This is a genomic window from Streptomyces sp. SID13726 (genome assembly GCF_010548375.1).
GTDB lineage: Bacteria > Actinomycetota > Actinomycetes > Streptomycetales > Streptomycetaceae > Streptomyces.
The window spans coordinates 1-15,436 of the sequence record NZ_JAAGLY010000007.1; the positions used below are offsets into that span (position 1 = coordinate 1).

16 protein-coding genes and 1 rRNA gene are annotated in these 15,436 nt (G+C 69.3%); 7 read left to right on the forward strand and 10 right to left on the reverse strand.

Annotation, left to right across the window (positions count from 1 at the left end):
* Both G3I78_RS19685 and G3I78_RS19690 read right to left on the reverse strand, forming a co-directional pair.
* A 16S ribosomal RNA gene (locus G3I78_RS19685) occupies positions 1-124 on the reverse strand; the annotation flags it as partial.
* A 506-nt stretch (positions 125-630) separates the two neighbouring features.
* On the reverse strand, positions 631-1,272 hold the full coding sequence (locus G3I78_RS19690) for a DNA-3-methyladenine glycosylase (protein WP_164426321.1): 642 nt from the start codon (positions 1,270-1,272) through the stop codon (positions 631-633).
* Between the two features lie 138 nt (positions 1,273-1,410).
* Here G3I78_RS19690 and G3I78_RS19695 point away from each other — a divergent pair, with 138 nt between their 5' ends.
* The 3 genes from G3I78_RS19695 to G3I78_RS19705 all read left to right on the forward strand — a co-directional run bounded on the left by G3I78_RS19695 (position 1,411) and on the right by G3I78_RS19705 (position 3,435).
* A complete protein-coding gene (locus G3I78_RS19695) occupies positions 1,411-2,193 on the forward strand; it encodes a sporulation protein (protein WP_164426323.1) in 783 nt (260 codons plus the stop codon).
* Between the two features lie 44 nt (positions 2,194-2,237).
* Entirely contained in the window at positions 2,238-2,777 is a 540-nt protein-coding gene (locus G3I78_RS19700; RefSeq protein WP_164426325.1) for a YbhB/YbcL family Raf kinase inhibitor-like protein, read from the forward strand.
* A gap of 151 nt (positions 2,778-2,928) precedes the next feature.
* Complete coding sequence (locus tag G3I78_RS19705; RefSeq protein WP_164426327.1) at positions 2,929-3,435, forward strand: HNH endonuclease; 507 nt, start codon at positions 2,929-2,931, stop codon at positions 3,433-3,435.
* A 64-nt stretch (positions 3,436-3,499) separates the two neighbouring features.
* On the opposite strand, the gene G3I78_RS19710 is transcribed toward G3I78_RS19705, so the two are convergent.
* The 3 genes from G3I78_RS19710 to G3I78_RS19720 all read right to left on the reverse strand — a co-directional run bounded on the left by G3I78_RS19710 (position 3,500) and on the right by G3I78_RS19720 (position 5,889).
* Entirely contained in the window at positions 3,500-4,435 is a 936-nt protein-coding gene (locus G3I78_RS19710; protein WP_164426329.1) for an SPFH domain-containing protein, read from the reverse strand.
* Between the two features lie 130 nt (positions 4,436-4,565).
* Positions 4,566-4,997, reverse strand: coding sequence for an NfeD family protein (locus tag G3I78_RS19715; RefSeq protein WP_164426331.1), 432 nt, complete (start codon positions 4,995-4,997; stop codon positions 4,566-4,568).
* Between the two features lie 94 nt (positions 4,998-5,091).
* Complete coding sequence (locus tag G3I78_RS19720) at positions 5,092-5,889, reverse strand: ABC transporter ATP-binding protein (RefSeq protein WP_164426333.1); 798 nt, start codon at positions 5,887-5,889, stop codon at positions 5,092-5,094.
* A gap of 139 nt (positions 5,890-6,028) precedes the next feature.
* Here G3I78_RS19720 and G3I78_RS19725 point away from each other — a divergent pair, with 139 nt between their 5' ends.
* Positions 6,029-6,817: a hypothetical protein gene (locus G3I78_RS19725; protein ID WP_164426335.1), complete on the forward strand. Its 789-nt coding sequence runs from the start codon at positions 6,029-6,031 to the stop codon at positions 6,815-6,817.
* A gap of 174 nt (positions 6,818-6,991) precedes the next feature.
* Here G3I78_RS19725 and G3I78_RS19730 read toward each other — a convergent pair whose 3' ends face one another.
* From G3I78_RS19730 to G3I78_RS19745, 4 genes are all read right to left on the reverse strand, one after another.
* Positions 6,992-7,231: a chaplin gene (locus G3I78_RS19730; protein WP_164426337.1), complete on the reverse strand. Its 240-nt coding sequence runs from the start codon at positions 7,229-7,231 to the stop codon at positions 6,992-6,994.
* Positions 7,232-7,425: 194 nt separating this feature from the next.
* The gene (gene chpE / locus G3I78_RS19735) at positions 7,426-7,671 is read right to left on the reverse strand and encodes a chaplin ChpE (protein ID WP_164426339.1); all 246 of its coding nucleotides are present in this window, start codon (positions 7,669-7,671) and stop codon (positions 7,426-7,428) included.
* A 113-nt stretch (positions 7,672-7,784) separates the two neighbouring features.
* Positions 7,785-8,426: a response regulator transcription factor gene (locus G3I78_RS19740; RefSeq protein WP_164426341.1), complete on the reverse strand. Its 642-nt coding sequence runs from the start codon at positions 8,424-8,426 to the stop codon at positions 7,785-7,787.
* Positions 8,419-9,564 (reverse strand): GAF domain-containing sensor histidine kinase, encoded by a 1,146-nt coding sequence (locus G3I78_RS19745; RefSeq protein WP_164426343.1) that lies wholly within the window; start codon positions 9,562-9,564, stop codon positions 8,419-8,421. The genes G3I78_RS19740 and G3I78_RS19745 overlap by 8 nt, the downstream gene beginning before the upstream one ends.
* Before the next feature lie 186 nt (positions 9,565-9,750).
* Between G3I78_RS19745 and G3I78_RS19750 the strand changes: the two genes are divergently transcribed.
* The 3 genes from G3I78_RS19750 to G3I78_RS19760 all read left to right on the forward strand — a co-directional run bounded on the left by G3I78_RS19750 (position 9,751) and on the right by G3I78_RS19760 (position 12,573).
* Positions 9,751-10,446, forward strand: coding sequence for an SDR family NAD(P)-dependent oxidoreductase (locus G3I78_RS19750; protein ID WP_164426344.1), 696 nt, complete (start codon positions 9,751-9,753; stop codon positions 10,444-10,446).
* Positions 10,443-11,519 carry an S-adenosylmethionine:tRNA ribosyltransferase-isomerase gene (locus G3I78_RS19755; RefSeq protein WP_164426346.1) on the forward strand — a complete coding sequence of 359 codons (1,077 nt, stop codon included), beginning with the start codon at positions 10,443-10,445 and terminating at the stop codon, positions 11,517-11,519. Before G3I78_RS19750 ends, G3I78_RS19755 begins: the two co-directional genes overlap by 4 nt.
* 298 nt (positions 11,520-11,817) lie before the next feature.
* Positions 11,818-12,573: a transglycosylase SLT domain-containing protein gene (locus G3I78_RS19760; protein ID WP_164426348.1), complete on the forward strand. Its 756-nt coding sequence runs from the start codon at positions 11,818-11,820 to the stop codon at positions 12,571-12,573.
* Positions 12,574-12,649: 76 nt separating this feature from the next.
* Here G3I78_RS19760 and G3I78_RS19765 read toward each other — a convergent pair whose 3' ends face one another.
* Positions 12,650-15,265, reverse strand: a complete 2,616-nt coding sequence (locus G3I78_RS19765) for an ABC transporter ATP-binding protein/permease (RefSeq protein ID WP_164426350.1) — start codon at positions 15,263-15,265, stop codon at positions 12,650-12,652.
* Positions 15,266-15,436: the final 171 nt, after the last annotated feature.

Below are 15,436 nucleotides of genomic sequence, written 5' to 3' on the forward strand. Positions count from 1 at the left end.
AGATTGCCCACGTGTTACTCACCCGTTCGCCACTAATCCCCACCGAAGTGGTTCATCGTTCGACTTGCATGTGTTAAGCACGCCGCCAGCGTTCGTCCTGAGCCAGGATCAAACTCTCCGTGAATGTTTACTCGGCCAGTAAATTAATACAGCCGGTCGACACATCACGAGAGCGGAACAACCACCGGAATAAGGCGGTCGTTCACAGCGTCCTCGCTGTTGTGTTTCTTCAAAGGAACCTCGCCCCGAGCCGTGATGGCCGGGAACGGGGTATCAACATATCTGGCGTTGATTTTTGGCACGCTGTTGAGTTCTCAAGGAACGGACGCTTCCTTTGTACTCACCCTCTCGGGCTTTCCTCCGGGCTTTTCCCTTCGTGTTTCCGACTCTATCAGATCCTTTCGGGCCTGATTCCCTGTCGGCGGGGCCTTTCGACATTCACTACGTTAACCGATTCCCTCGGTAACTCATAATCGAGTTCCGCGAGTTCGAATTCAGGCGTGCGGGCACGTCGAAATCGATCCCGCCGAGGGGATGTCGTAGGTAGTGGTTTGGCCGCTTCCGGCTGCTGGCGATTGCCGTACCCGGGTCAAGCGGCTCGGGCTACGTTACGCATCTTCCAAGAGCGAGTCAACTTGAGCGGCGCTTGGGGACGTGGGCCCGATAAGGGCTCACCGTCGGGTCGTTGGCGACCCAGAACCGCCAGGGGTGGACGCCTCCTTCGCCGGCGACTCCGGTGCGCGGACCGTTGCGTACCTGGTCGGAGGCGACCGGGGTGCCCGTGAGCATCCTCAGGGGGGTGTCGCCGGGCTCGCAGGCGTCCGTGCCGTCCAGGGCCCGGTCCACACCCAGGGCCGTGGCCAGGCGGGCCGGCCCTTTGGCCAGTTCTTTGTCATTTCGGGCCGATAGTCGACGTTTGCGCGCCAGTTCCTCGCCTTCGAGGACTTCGCCGGCGCGGAGCAGGACGCCGCTGGGTCGGCCCTCCGGTCCGCACACCAGGTTCATGCAGAACCACATGCCGTAGGTGAAGTAGACGTACACATGCCCGGGCGGACCGAACATCACTCCGTTGCGGGCCGTCCGGCCGCGATAGGCGTGGGAGCCCGGGTCGTTCGGGCCGTCGTACGCCTCGACCTCCGTGAGGCGCAGGGTGATCGGACCGTCCGGGGTGGTCCGGACCAGGACGCGGCCGAGAAGGTCGGGGGCCACTTCCAGTACGGGGCGGTCGAAGAAGTCCCTCGGGAGGGGGGTACGGTCCGGGGGCGTGATCATGGCGTACGAGCGTAGTCCAGACGGGTGTGTGCCAGGGGTGGTCAAGGGTCCGTCCGCTTGCCAGGGTGATGGCGCGGAACCGACCACGGCCGGATCGCGTTTGTAGGGATCAGGAATCCGCGCGTTGTAAGGAGAGACATGGCGTTCAAGAAGCTGCTCGCGAGCCTGGGTGCCGGTGGGGCTTCGGTGGAGACGGTGCTGACCGAGGTCAACGTCGTCCCGGGTGGTGTCGTCCAGGGCGAGGTGCGGATCCAGGGCGGGTCCGTCGAGCAGGAGATCCAGGCGCTCTCGGTCGGGCTGCAGGCCAAGGTCGAGGTCGAGAGCGGTGACCAGGAGTACAAGCAGGACATCGAGTTCACGAAGGTCTCGCTCGGTGGTGCCTTCACGCTCCAGGCGAACGCTGTGCACACGGTGCCGTTCGGGCTCGAGATTCCCTGGGAGACGCCGGTCACGATGATCGACGGGCAGGCGCTGCGGGGCATGAACGTCGGTGTGACGACCGAGCTGGCGATCGCGCGGGCCGTGGACTCCGGTGACCTGGACCCGGTCAACGTGCACCCGCTGCCGGCGCAGAAGGCGATCCTGGACGCGTTCATGCAGCTGGGCTTCCGCTTCAAGAACGCCGACCTGGAGCGCGGTCACATCCGTGGGACGCGCCAGCAGCTGCCCTTCTACCAGGAGATCGAGTTCTTCCCGCCGCAGCAGTACCGCGGGCTGAACCAGGTCGAGTTGAGCTTCGTCGCGGACGGCAACGCGATGGACGTCATCCTGGAGATGGACAAGAAGCCGGGGCTGTTCAGCGAGGGCAGTGACACCTTCCGCTCCTTCCAGGTGGGTCTGCACGACTTCCAGGGCACTGACTGGGCCGCGTACCTCAACCAGTGGCTGTCCGAGGTCGGCAGCAAGCGCAACTGGTTCTAGGCTCGGGAACTGCTGATTCCGTTCATCGATCAGGAGGTACCGAGGTGACCGAGCTCAAGCGGCGGCCGCTCCCCCATGACTTCCACCCGCCCGTGCCGTCGTTCACGGTGACGAGCGAGGACGTGCAGGAAGGCGGCACGCTCAAGGACGCTCAGGTCTACGCGGCCGGCAACATCTCTCCGCAGCTGCGCTGGGAGGGGTTCCCGCCGGAGACCAGGAGCTTCGCCGTGACCTGCTACGACCCCGACGCGCCCACGGGCAGCGGGTTCTGGCACTGGGTGGTGTTCGACATTCCGGCCTCGGTGACCGAGCTGCCGGTGGGTGCGGGCAGCGGGAAGTTCGAGGGGCTGCCGGAGGGTGCCGTACAGGCGCGGAACGACTACGGGTCGAAGGACTTCGGCGGGGCCGCGCCGCCGGCCGGGGACGGGCCGCATCGGTACGTCTTCACCGTGTACGCCGTGGACCAGGAGAAGCTCGGGCCGGATGCCGATGCCTCTCCCGCTTATGTGGGCTTCAACCTGCGGTTCCACGCGATCGCGCGTGCGCAGTTGATCGGTGAGTACGAGGTGCCCGCCGAAGACTGACGTTCATCGAGCGTTTGCCCGCCTCTGGTCATGGAATTGATCAGGGGCGGGCACTTTTTATTGCGTTGTCCATCTCGGCGTGCCCGGCCAGAGTTGATCCAAGCCCAAGCCCGCCACGGGGTGGGCCGGTGCGCACGGGAGGTGGGCTGAAATGCGGGACACGCTGGTACTCAACGCGAGCTTCGAGCCGCTGTCGACGGTGACGTTGAATCGAGCCGTCGTTCTGGTGCTTCAGGACAAGGCCGTCGTCGAGCAGTCCCACCCCGAACTGCGCATGCGCGGAGCCGCGGTCGACATACCGGCGCCGCGGGTGATCAGGCTGTGCAGGTATGTGCGGGTGCCCTTCCGAAGACAAGCTCCGTGGTCTCGGCGGGGTGTTCTGGTGCGTGACCGGCACAGGTGCGCGTACTGCGGGCGGCGGGCGACGACCGTGGACCACGTGCTGCCGAGGTCCCAGGGTGGTCAGGACACCTGGCTGAACACGGTGGCGTCCTGCGCGGAGGACAACCACCGCAAGGCGAACCGGACTCCGGCGGAGGCCGGGATGCCGTTGCTGCGGGAGCCGTTCGAGCCGACTCCCGCCGATGCCATGCTGCTGTCCCTGGGGCGTGAGGACTACTCCGCGCTGCCGGAGTGGCTGGCCGGCGAGGCCGCCTAGGCCGTGGCGGAAAGCAGAACTGGGGCTCATCTCCGAAGAGGTGAGCCCCAGTTCCGTGTGCGCGTCAGTCGATCTTCGGATTCTCCCGGCGTTCTGTGCCGCTGTTGCCGTTCGAACCGCCGCCCATGCCACCGAAGTTGCCCATGGCTCCGGAGAGGCCCTTGAGGGCGTCGCCGATCTCGCTGGGGACGATCCAGAGCTTGTTGGCGTCGCCTTCGGCGATCTTGGGGAGCATCTGGAGGTACTGGTAGGAGAGGAGCTTCTGGTCCGGGTCGCCTGCGTGGATCGCCTCGAAGACCGTACGGACCGCCTGGGCCTCACCTTCCGCGCGCAGGGCCGCTGCCTTGGCCTCGCCCTCGGCGCGGAGGATCTGGGACTGCTTCTCGCCCTCTGCCGTGAGGATCGCGGCCTGGCGGGTACCTTCGGCGGTCAGGATCGCGGCGCGCTTGTCACGGTCGGCGCGCATCTGCTTCTCCATCGAGTCCTGGATGGAGGTCGGGGGCTCGATCGCCTTCAGCTCGACGCGGTTGACGCGGATGCCCCACTTGCCGGTGGCCTCGTCGAGGACGCCGCGCAGCGCCGCGTTGATCTCCTCGCGGGAGGTCAGGGTGCGCTCCAGGTCCATGCCACCGATGATGTTGCGGAGCGTGGTGACGGTGAGCTGCTCGATCGCCTGGATGTAGCTGGCGACCTCGTAGGTGGCCGCGCGGGCGTCGGTCACCTGGTAGTAGATGACCGTGTCGATGTTGACGACCAGGTTGTCCTGGGTGATCACCGGCTGCGGCGGGAACGGCACGACCTGTTCACGCAGGTCGATGCGGTTGCGGATGGTGTCGATGAACGGGACGACGATGTTGAGTCCCGCGTTGAGTGTCCGCGTGTAGCGGCCGAAGCGCTCGACAATGGCGGCGCTCGCCTGCGGGATGACCTGGATCGTCTTGATCAGGGCGATGAAGACCAACACCACCAGAATGATCAAGACGATGATGACCGGTTCCATCGTGCTCCCCGTGCCCTTCTCCGCCTCGGTGTTTTCGGAAGATCTTATGCCTGTTGAAGATCTTGCTGGTCGAGTCTGACAGACCGTCGGGTAACTCGTGGTGCGTTCGGTGCAGTTGCATCGTGCGAGGTCACATGACGATCGCCGTGGCTCCCTCGATGTCCACCACATCCACTTCCTGGCCCGCCTCGTAGACCTGTCCGGCGTCGAGGGAGCGGGCCGACCAGACCTCTCCGGCGAGCTTGATCCGGCCGCCGGCGCTGTTGACGCGCTCCAGGACGACGGCCTGCTTGCCCTTCAACGCGTCCACTCCGGTGGCGAGTTGGGGCCGTTGTGCGCGATGCCGGGTCGCGATGGGCCGTACGACGGCGATGAGGGCCACCGAGACGACGGCGAAGACGAGGACCTGGACGACGACGTCACCGCCGACTCCGGCCACCACCGCGGCGGCGACGGCGCCCACCGCGAGCATGCCGAACTCCGGCATCGCGGTCACCACGAGCGGGATTCCGAGCGCTGCCGCGCCGACGAGCCACCACACCCATGCGTCGATGTCGTTCACATGGTCATGGTAGGTCCGGGGGTGCCCCCGCGGACAGGGCGCGATGGGGCTGGGACACGCTTCTTACCCGTGTTTTCGCGGGTACTTCACGTGATCACGACAGGGGCAGGCCCTGTGCGGTCCAGCGGTCGCCGACCTGCTCGACGACGAGGGGGAGGCCGAAGCACATGGAGAGGTTGCGGGAGGTGAGCTCCAGCTCCAGGGGGCCCGCGGCGAGGACCTTGCCCTGGCGGATCATGAGGACGTGGGTGAAGCCGGGGGCGATCTCCTCGACGTGGTGGGTGACCATGAGCATCGAGGGGGCGATCGGGTCGCGGGCGAGCCTGCCGAGGCGGCGGACCAGGTCCTCTCGGCCGCCGAGGTCGAGGCCGGCGGCGGGCTCGTCGAGGAGGAGCAGCTCGGGGTCGGTCATCAGCGCGCGGGCGATGAGGGTGCGCTTGCGCTCGCCCTCGGAGAGGGTGCCGAACTTCCGGTCCAGGTAGTCGCTCATGCCGAGGCGGTCGAGGAAGGCGCGGGCGCGCTGCTCGTCGATCTCCTCGTACTCCTCCTGCCAGCCCGCGGTCATGCCGTACGCCGCGGTCAGCACGGTCTCCAGGACGGTCTGGCGCTTGGGGAGCTTGTCGGCCATGGCGATGCCGGCCATGCCGATGCGGGGGCGCAGTTCGAAGACGTCGGTGCCGGGCTTGCCGAGGGTCTCGCCGAGGATGGTGGCGGTGCCCTTGCTGGGGTAGAGGTAGCTGGACGCGAGGTTCAGGAGCGTGGTCTTGCCGGCGCCGTTGGGGCCGAGGATGACCCAGCGCTCGCCCTCCTTGACCGACCAGGAGACCTGGTCCACCAGAGCCCGGTCCTCACGGACCACGGATACGTCCTGAAGCTCCAGAACATCGCTCATGAGCGCGTTGTCTCCCCTTGCTGTGTGACCGGTTCGGCGTCTCGGCTGTCGCGTGCGCGCTTTCGGGCGCAGCCCTCGATGAAATCTACGCCACCGGTCGGCCGCTCCCATCCATCGGTCCGGTCCTTAGGGTGGGGGCATGCACTCGGAACCTCGCTCTGGATCCCTCGCCGCTTGGGGAAATGGCCTTTTGGCCGGACTTGTCTCGCCGGACGACGCGGTGCTGGCGATCGTCGGTGACGACGCCGTGCACCGGGTGGAAGGGCTGCCCGGTGAGACGGCGCCGGTCGGTCTCACGCTGGCGCTGGGGCGGCTGCGGGCGCTCGGTGTGACGGGCCTGCGGGTCGCGCTGCCCGCGCCGGGGCATCCACTGGGGCTGAGCGGGCCGCCGGAGTTCAACGCGCGGGCGCTGGAGGCGGAGGAGGCCGTGATCTGTCACGGCGCCGCGCTGGGTCTGGTGCCTGAGGTGTACGAGGCCGGCCCCGCCGGCGACGTGCACGTCGAGGTGACCTGGCACGTGCTCCCGGTGCGGGAGGCTCCCCCGGCCGACGTTCCTTCGCTGGGCGAGGCGGAGCGGGAGCTCGCGGAGGCCCTGCGGGACGCGACGGAGGTGCTGTCGCGGCTGGATGTCGCCGGTTCCGGGCCGGTGGCGGAGGCGGCGATCTCGGCGTACCGGGCGCGGGCCGAGCGGGGGCGGGAGCTGCTGGCGCCGGGGTATCCGCCGCGGGCGGTGCGGGTGTTGGAGCTTGCCCAGCGGGTGGGGTTTCTGGTGTCGCTCGCCCATGAGAACGGGCACGGGGGTGCGGTCAGCTCCGGTGAGATGCGGGCCCGGGGGGAGGCGTTGCGGCCGGTGGAGCGGACGGCTCGGCGGGCGCAGGTGGCCGCGTACAACGCGTACGTGGAGGAACTGGAGCGTGGGGTTCGGTGAGCCGCGCCCCTGAAACAGGTGGGTGCAGTCACACGCACTGAGCTGTACCCACTTGGGGGCGCGGGGAACTGCGCGACCAGCCCTCACTGGCCCGCGGCCGAAACACGACCGCACACACGCAAGGGCCCCTCGAGTCACCCTTGACTCGAGGGGCCCCACGGTTCAGACCCGAGGTCAGTCGTTCGCGCCGGCGTTGCCGAACGCCGGGTTCAGCAGCGCGATCAGGTTGGCGGTGTTGCCGACCGCGTTCACGGGGACGTGGACCGGGACCTGGACGAGGTTGCCCGAGCCGACGCCCGGCGACTTCACGGCCGCGCCGTCGGCACCCGCGTCGGCGACAGCGGCACCGGCAGCGGCACCCGTGGCGATACCGGCGACGGTGATGGCCACGGCGGCCTTCTTGGCGATGTTCATGAGAAGCGTTCCTCCTGCGTTTGCGAGTCCGACCCGGCCGCGGGTCGTGCGCTGATCAACGCGCGCGGAGGGCCGGGCGGTACGGAAATCCGCGCAGGAATCACCGTTCGGATCATTCGAACGACAAACGGACCGGCCTCCCGGACGCGTGGTGCGTCCGGGAGGCCGAAGTCACTGCCCGCTCGGCGAGGAGGTCAGCGGTTGAGACCGAGGTTGCCGAAGGCGGGGTTCAGCACGCCGATGACGTTGACGCTGTTGCCGACCGCGTTCACCGGGACGTGCACCGGGGCCTGGACGAGGTTGCCCGAGACGACGCCCGGCGAGCCCACGGCCTTGCCGTCGGCCTGCGAGCCGTCGGTGGCGGACGCCATACCGGCACCGGCGGCGACCAGCCCGCCGGCCACCATCGTCACGGCCGCTACCTTCTTCAGGTTCTTCACTTCTGAGCCCTCCTAGCGATTGCCGCGGCAGTCGCCGCGGCACGCACTGGAGAACGGTGGAGATCCACGAAGGATGCGCCATCCGGGGGACATTCCCACGACAGTATGAAGGCCTATCCGGCCACTCCATGACGAACCGCCCAGAGCGCCGCCTGTGTACGGTCCGCCAGGTCGAGCTTCATCAGGATGTTCGAGACGTGGGTCTTGACGGTCTTCTCGGACAGGACCAGGGCGCGAGCGATCTCCCGGTTGGAGCGGCCGTCCGCGATCAGGCCGAGCACCTCGCGCTCCCGCTCGGTGAGCGAACCGCCTCTGCCGCCGCCGGAGTTGTTCTCCTCCTGGGACAACAGGGCGCCGGCGACCTCGGGTTGGAGCAGGATGTGCCCGGCGTGCACGGAGCGGATGGCGCCGGCCAGGGCGTCGGGGTCGACGTCCTTGTAGACGTACCCGGCGGCGCCCGCGCGCAGGGCCGGGACCACGGTGCGCTGTTCGGTGAAGCTGGTGACGATCAGCACGCGCGCGGGGTTGTCCAGCGCGCGGAGCTTGCGCAGGGCGTCGATGCCGTCCATGCCCGGCATCTTGACGTCCATGAGGACGATGTCGGGCTTCAGTTCCTCCGCGCGCGCGACGCCCTCGGCGCCGTCGGCCGCCTCCCCCACGACCTCGATGTCGTCCTGTACCTCCAGGAAGGTGCGCAGCCCCCGGCGGACCACCTGGTGGTCGTCGACGAGCAGGACCTTGATCGCGTCAGCCACCGGGGACCTCCATCTCGATCGTGGTGCCCTTGCCGGGCGCCGATTCCACGGTCAGCGTGCCGCCGACCCCGCTGGTCCGGTCCCGCATGGAGACCAGGCCCAGGTGGCGTCCCGCCCGGCGTATGGACTTCGGGTCGAAGCCGCCGCCGTCGTCGCTCACGCGCAGGACCGCTCCGCCGCCGCGCCGGTCGACCGTCACGTCGACACGGGCCGCTCCCGAGTGCCGCAGGGCGTTGTGCAGGGCCTCCTGGGCGACCCGGAGCATGGCCTCCTCCTGGGCTGCGGGCAGTGCGCGGAAGCTGTGGGCGGCGAAGGTCACATGCGCGTCGTGGGCGCGGTCCAGGACCTGGATGTGGGTGCGGAGGGTGGCCGTGAGGCCGTCCTCGTCCAGCGCGGCGGGCCTCAGCTCGACCACGGCGGCGCGCAGTTCGTCGGCGGCCTCGGCGGCGAGCGCGGCCACCTGCTGGAGCTCGCCCTTGGCGCGGGACGGGTCGCGGTCGACGAGGGCGGCGGCGGCCTGGGCGGTCAGGCGCAGGGAGAAGAGCTTCTGGCTGACCGCGTCGTGCAGTTCGTGGGCGAGGCGGGAGCGCTCCTCGGCGATGGTCAGCTCGCGGCTGCGTTCGTAGAGGCGGGCGTTGGTGAGGGCGATCGCGGCGTGCTGGGCGAGGATCGACAGCAGCTCCTCGTCCTCCTCGGTGAAGCCGCAGTCGCCCGCGGGTTTCTCGCAGACCTTGTTGGCGAGGAAGAGCGCGCCGATGACCTCGTCGCCGTCGCGGATCGGCAGGCCCAGGAAGTCGGACATCTCGGGGTGGGCGGACGGCCAGCCCTCGAAGCGCGGGTCCTCGCGGACGTCCGCCAGCCGCTCGAACCTCGCTTCCTGGAGCATCGCGGCGAGGATGCCGTGCTGGCGCGGGAGCGGGCCGATGGCCTTCCACTGTTCGTCGCTGACGCCGTCGACGACGAACTGGGCGAAGCCTCCGTGGTCGTCCGGGACGCCGAGGGCGGCGTACTGCGCGTCGAGCAGCTCGCGGGCCGAGGCGACGATCGTCTTGAGGACGTCGCGCACCTCGAGGTGCCTGCTCATGGCCAGCAGCGCGGAGCTCACCGCGGCGAGGCCGGACCGGGGGCCTTGACTCATGTCCTCAGAGTACGGGCGGGGTGTGACAGCGCGGATCGGACCTGTGACGGCCCCCGGCTAGGGCGAGCGACCTAGGGCGAAGGGTCGCTCTGCTTTGCGCCCCGCGTCCGAGGCGGCCGGGGCGGTGCCGTTCCTACGTTGGGAGCACGCCCGTCAGGGGGCGTGGTGGACGAGGGGACGTGTGTCATGCCGGTAGCGATCATCACGGGGGCGTCGAAGGGACTGGGGCGGGCGCTCGCCGAGGCGCTGGCCGCGCGGGGCTGGGACCTGGTGCTCGACGCCAGGACGGCCGAGGTGCTGGCGCGGACCGAGGCCGCGCTCGCCGCACACGGGACCCGGGTGACGGCCCTGCCCGGCGATGTCACGGACCCGGCGCACCGCTCCGGGCTTGTGGCCGCGGCCTGGAAGTACGGCGGGGTCGATCTGCTGGTGAACAACGCGAGCGCGCTGGGCGCCGAGCCGCTGGCCCGTCTTGAGGGGTTGTCCCTGGAGGGGCTGCGCCGGGCGCTGGAGGTGAACGTGGTGGCCGCGCTGGGCCTGGTCCAGGAGGCGCTGCCGCTGCTGCGGGAGTCGGAGGCCGGCGCGGTGATCGCGGTCAGTTCGGACGCGGCGGCCGAGGCGTACGAGACGTGGGGCGGGTACGGGGCGTCGAAGGCCGCCCTGGACCATCTCGCGGCGGTGCTGGGCGAGGAGGAGCCCGCGCTGCGGGTGTGGGCCGTGGACCCCGGGGACATGGCGACGGACCTGTACGCGGCGGCCGTACCGGACGACGAGGAGCCGCGGCCCGATCCGGCGAGCGTGGTGCCGGCGTTCCTGCGGCTGCTGGACGAGCGGCCGGCGAGTGGGCGGTACGGGGCTCCCTCGCTGCTGGAGGGGCGATGACGCTCGCGGTGCGGGTGCCGGAGGAGCTGTCGGCGCGGGTGCCGGCCGAGCAGCGGGGGCCCGGGCTCGACCGGGACGCCGTACGGCTGCTGGTGTCGCGGGGCGAGAGGGTGGCGCATCACGCCTTCGGGGAGCTGCCGCGGCTGCTGCGGGCCGGGGACCTGCTCGTGGTGAATACCTCGCCCACGCTGGCCGCGGCCGTGGACGGGCGGATCGGGCACACGCGTGTGGTGGTGCACTTCTCGACGCGCGGGGACGACGGGCGGTGGGCCGTCGAGCTGCGGGATCCCGACGGGCGGGGCACCACGCGTGCGCGTGCGGGCGGGCCCGCGGGGACCGAGGTGCGGTTGCCCGGGGGCGGGCGGCTGGTCCTGGAGGAGGCGGTGAGCGAGCGGCTCCGGTGGGCGCGGGTGTACGGCGGGGAGGTGCTCGGGCTGCTGCGGGAGCACGGGCGGCCCATTCGGTACTCCTACACGGAGCGGGACCAGCCGCTGTCCGTCTACCAGACGGTGTTCGCGCTGCCGTCGCCCGACGGTTCGGGCAGTGCGGAGATGCCGAGTGCCGCGCGGCCCTTCACCGCGCGGCTGGTGGCGGAGCTGGTGAGCCGGGGGGTGCAGTTCGCGCCGGTCACGCTGCACACCGGGGTGGCCTCGGCGGAGGTGCACGAGCCGCCGTATCCGGAGCGGTTCTCGGTGCCGGAGACCTCGGCGCGGCTGATCAACGCGGTGCGGGCCGGGGACGGCCGGGTCGTCGCCGTGGGGACGACCGCGGTGCGGGCCGTGGAGTCGGCGGCGGGGGCCGACGGGGTCGTACGCGCGCGTGTGGGGTGGACGGATCTCGTCGTGACCCCGGAGCGCGGGGTACGAGTGGTGGACGGGCTGCTGACCGGGCTGCACGAGCCGGAGGCCTCGCATCTGCTGATGCTGGAGGCGGTCGCGGGGCGGGCGGCGATCGACCGCGGCTACGAGGCGGCGCTGCGCGGGCTCTACCTGTGGCACGAGTTCGGGGACGTGCATCTCCTCCTCCCGGAGGAGAACCCTCACGCACAGCATTGCTCTCGCAACTGCCGGTGAGACTGCCCCGCCGCCGATGTGAGCCCGCACATAGGGCGCAGATCACGTACGAAGCGGCATAGGAGACAAAGGCTTCCCTCATGAACGGGACAGACGTTCCAGTCTGTCCGGTTTTGCCCTCCCCGGGTCCACTACCCCGGATCGTACGTCACACCTTTGCCCAGGCATTTTGCGGCCGCTAAGAATGGCTCTCGTCGCTCAGCGCCGCGGGTTTCCCCCGCGGCGTTTGTGCCGGAAGCACCCGTGTCCCCCGCCGGACAGCGAGCGACCTCCGCGCTATTCGAAGAGGTCCATCCGCATGCCCAAGAACACCTTCACCCGTGGTCATAGTCGCGCGCTGACCAAGCGCCACAGGATCGCCGTCGCCGGTGTCGCCACGCTCGGCGCCGCCGCCGTCGTGTTCACCGCTGTTCCGGGCAACGCGGAGACCACCACGTCGGAGGCCGCCACCGCCGTCGCCCCCGTGAAGTACAGCTCCGAGCAGCTCAAGGGCCTCCAGGCGGACGTCGGCGAGCAGCTCGCCGCCAAGAGCCTGCCGGGCAAGGCAGCCGAGGCGAAGGCGAAGGCCGCCGCTGCCGCGAAGGCCAAGGCACAGGCGAAGGCCGCCGCGAAGCAGAAGGCCGCCGCCAAGGCCGCCGCCGCCAAGAAGGCCGCGCAGGCGCGCAAGGCCAAGGAGGCCGCGAGCCGCTCCGCGCAGCGCGTGAAGATCAAGGCCGCCGCGACGAAGACCTACGCCGACAACCTGGACGGCTGGATCAAGGAGTCCCTGGACATCATGAAGTCCAAGGGCATCCCAGGCACGTACAACGGCCTCTACCGGAACATCATCCGGGAGTCCTCGGGCAACCCGAACGCCATCAACGGCTGGGACATCAACGCGATCAACGGCACGCCGTCGATCGGTCTCCTCCAGATCATCAAGCCGACCTTCAACGCCTACCACGTCTCCGGTACAGCCTGGAGCCAGTACGACCCGGTCGCCAACATCACCGCGTCCGCCAACTACGCGTACCACCGCTACGGCTCGATCGACAACGTCAACAGCGCGTACTGAGGCCGCGCGGACCTCTCGTACGCGGAAAGGGCGGCACCCTGTCGGGGTGCCGCCCTTCACCGTCGTACAACAGTGATCACTTGCGCATGACCTCGGGCTCGTGGCGGCGCAGGAAGCGGGCCACGAAGAAGCCGCAGACCACGCCGATGGCGATGAGGGCGATCATGTCGAGGCCCCAGGCGCTGAGGGTGTGGTCCCAGAGCGGGTCGGTGGAGTCGCCCGGTTTGACGGGCGGGTTGACCCTGTTGAAGTCGAGCGTGGCGCCGGCGGCGGCGACCGCCCAGCGGGACGGCATGAGGTACGAGAGCTCGTTGACGCCGAGAGTGCCGTTCAGGGTGAACAGACAGCCCGTGAAGACGACCTGGACGATCGCGAACATGACCAGCAGCGGCATGGTCTTCTCGGAGGTCTTCACCAGCGCGGAGATGATCAGGCCGAACATCATCGAGGTGAAGCCGAGGCCCATGATCGGCAGGCAGAGCTCCGCGAGGGTGGCGTTGCCGAGGACCAGGCCCTCCTTGGGGAGGCCGCGGCTGGCGAAGCCGATCAGGCCGACCAGCAGGCCCTGGAGGATGGTGATCACGCCGAGCACGACGACCTTGGACATCAGGTAGGCCGAGCGGGACAGGCCGGTGGCGCGCTCCCGTTCGTAGATGACCCGTTCCTTGATCAGCTCGCGGACCGAGTTGGCCGCGCCCGCGAAACAGGCGCCGACCGCGAGGATCAGCAGGACCGTGGTCGCCGTGCTGTTCGGTTCGGGGAGCTTGGTCCTGGGGTCGATCGGCTTGGGCAGCAGGGCGTCGCCGAAGTCGATGAGCAGGCTCACCGAGCCGAGGACGAGCGGCAGGATCAGGGTGAGGGCGAGGAAGCCCCGGTCGGAGGCGATGACCGAGACATAGCGGCGCACCAGGGTGCCGAACTGGCTCATCCAGCCCTGTGGCTTCGGCGGCTTCATCGCCTGCATCGGAGGCAGCTGTACGGACTGCGGCGCAATCGCGTCGATGTCCGCGGCGTACATCTGGTAGTGCTGCGAGCCCTTCCAGCGTCCGGCCCAGTCGTAGTCGCGGTAGTTCTCGAAGGCGGAGAAGACGTCGGCCCAGCTGTCGTAGCCGAAGAAGTTCAGGGCCTCCTCGGGCGGGCCGAAGTAGGCGACCGCGCCCCCCGGGGCCATCACCAGGAGCTTGTCGCAGAGCGCGAGTTCGGCGACGGAGTGGGTGACCACGAGGACCGTGCGGCCGTCGTCGGCGAGGCCGCGCAGCAGCTGCATGACATCGCGGTCCATGCCCGGGTCGAGGCCCGAGGTGGGTTCGTCGAGGAAGATCAGGGACGGCTTGGTGAGCAGTTCCAGGGCCACCGAGACGCGCTTGCGCTGGCCGCCGGAGAGGGCGGTGACCTTCTTCTCCTTGTGGATGTCGAGCTTCAGCTCGCGCAGCACCTCGTCTATGCGGTTCTCGCGCTCCTCGCTGGTGGTGTCGGCGGGGAAGCGGAGTTTGGCCGCGTACTTGAGGGCCTTCTTGACGGTCAGCTCCTTGTGCAGGATGTCGTCCTGCGGGACCAGACCGATGCGCTGGCGCAGCTCGGCGAACTGCTTGTAGAGGTTGCGGTTGTCGTACAGGACGTCGCCCTGGTTGGCGGGCCGGTAGCCGGTCAGTGCCTTGAGCAGGGTCGACTTGCCGGAACCCGACGGTCCGATGACCGCGATCAGGGACTTCTCCGGGACTCCGAAGGAGACGTCCTTGAGGATCTGCTTGCCGCCGTCGACCGTGACGGTGAGGTGGCGGGCCGAGAAGGAGACCTCACCGGTGTCGACGAACTCCTCGAGCCGGTCGCCGACGATCCGGAACGTGGAGTGGCCGACGCCGACGATGTCGGCCGCGCCGAGCATCAACGCGCCGCCCTTGGGGATCGGCTGGCCGTTGACGTACGTGCCGTTGTGCGAGCCGAGGTCGCGGATCTCCATGCGGCCGTCGGGCATCGAGTGGAACTCGGCGTGATGGCGGGAGACCTGGAGGTCGGAGACGACCAGGTCGTTCTCCAGGGCACGGCCGATCCGCATGATGCGGCCGATGGTGAACTGGTGGAACGTGGTCGGGCTGCGGTCGCCGTAGACCGGCGGCGCGCCCGCGCTGATGCCGGGGCCCTGCTGCGGCGGGGTCTTCTGCGGCGGCTGGTGCGCCGGTGGCTGGTGTTGCGATGCCGCTTGCGGCTGGTGATGCTGCTGCGGCTGGTGGTGCGGCCGCGCCTGCGGTTGTGGCTGCGGCCAGCCGGACTCCGCCTGCTGTCGCTGCGGTGTCTGCTGCGGTGTCTGCTGCGACGGGGCCGGCTGGGCCCAGCCGGGGTTCGCGCCCTGGACGCCCTGGGCGGCGTACGGCTGCTGCTGCGGCTGTGCGGCCGGGGCCGCGGCGCCGGAGAAGCTCAGCAGCGGGCCGTCGCCGGCGTTGCCGAGGTGGACGGCCGTACCGGGGCCGATGTCCGTCTGGTGGATCCGCTGCCCCTGCACGAAGGTGCCGTTGGTGCTGCTGTGGTCCTCGATGACCCAGCCGCGCCCGTTCCAGCTGATCGTGGCATGACGCCAGGACACCCTGGCGTCGTCGAACACGACGTCCCCCTGCGGATCGCGTCCAAGGGTGTACGGCCGGGACGAGTCGAGCGTCCAGGTCCGTCCGTTAGCTTCCAGTACGAGTTCCGGCACTCCAAGCCCCACTGAGTAGTCCCCCGAATTACCCCTGTCACGGGGAGTCTAGGGATGTCGAACATCGTCGGGAACTATTTCAGGATCCACCTCCTGACCGAAAGTTGAGCCCTCCGGAGAGCACGTCCGTGCGCTTCGACCGGTTCCGTTGACGGGGTTGAAACCGACTTG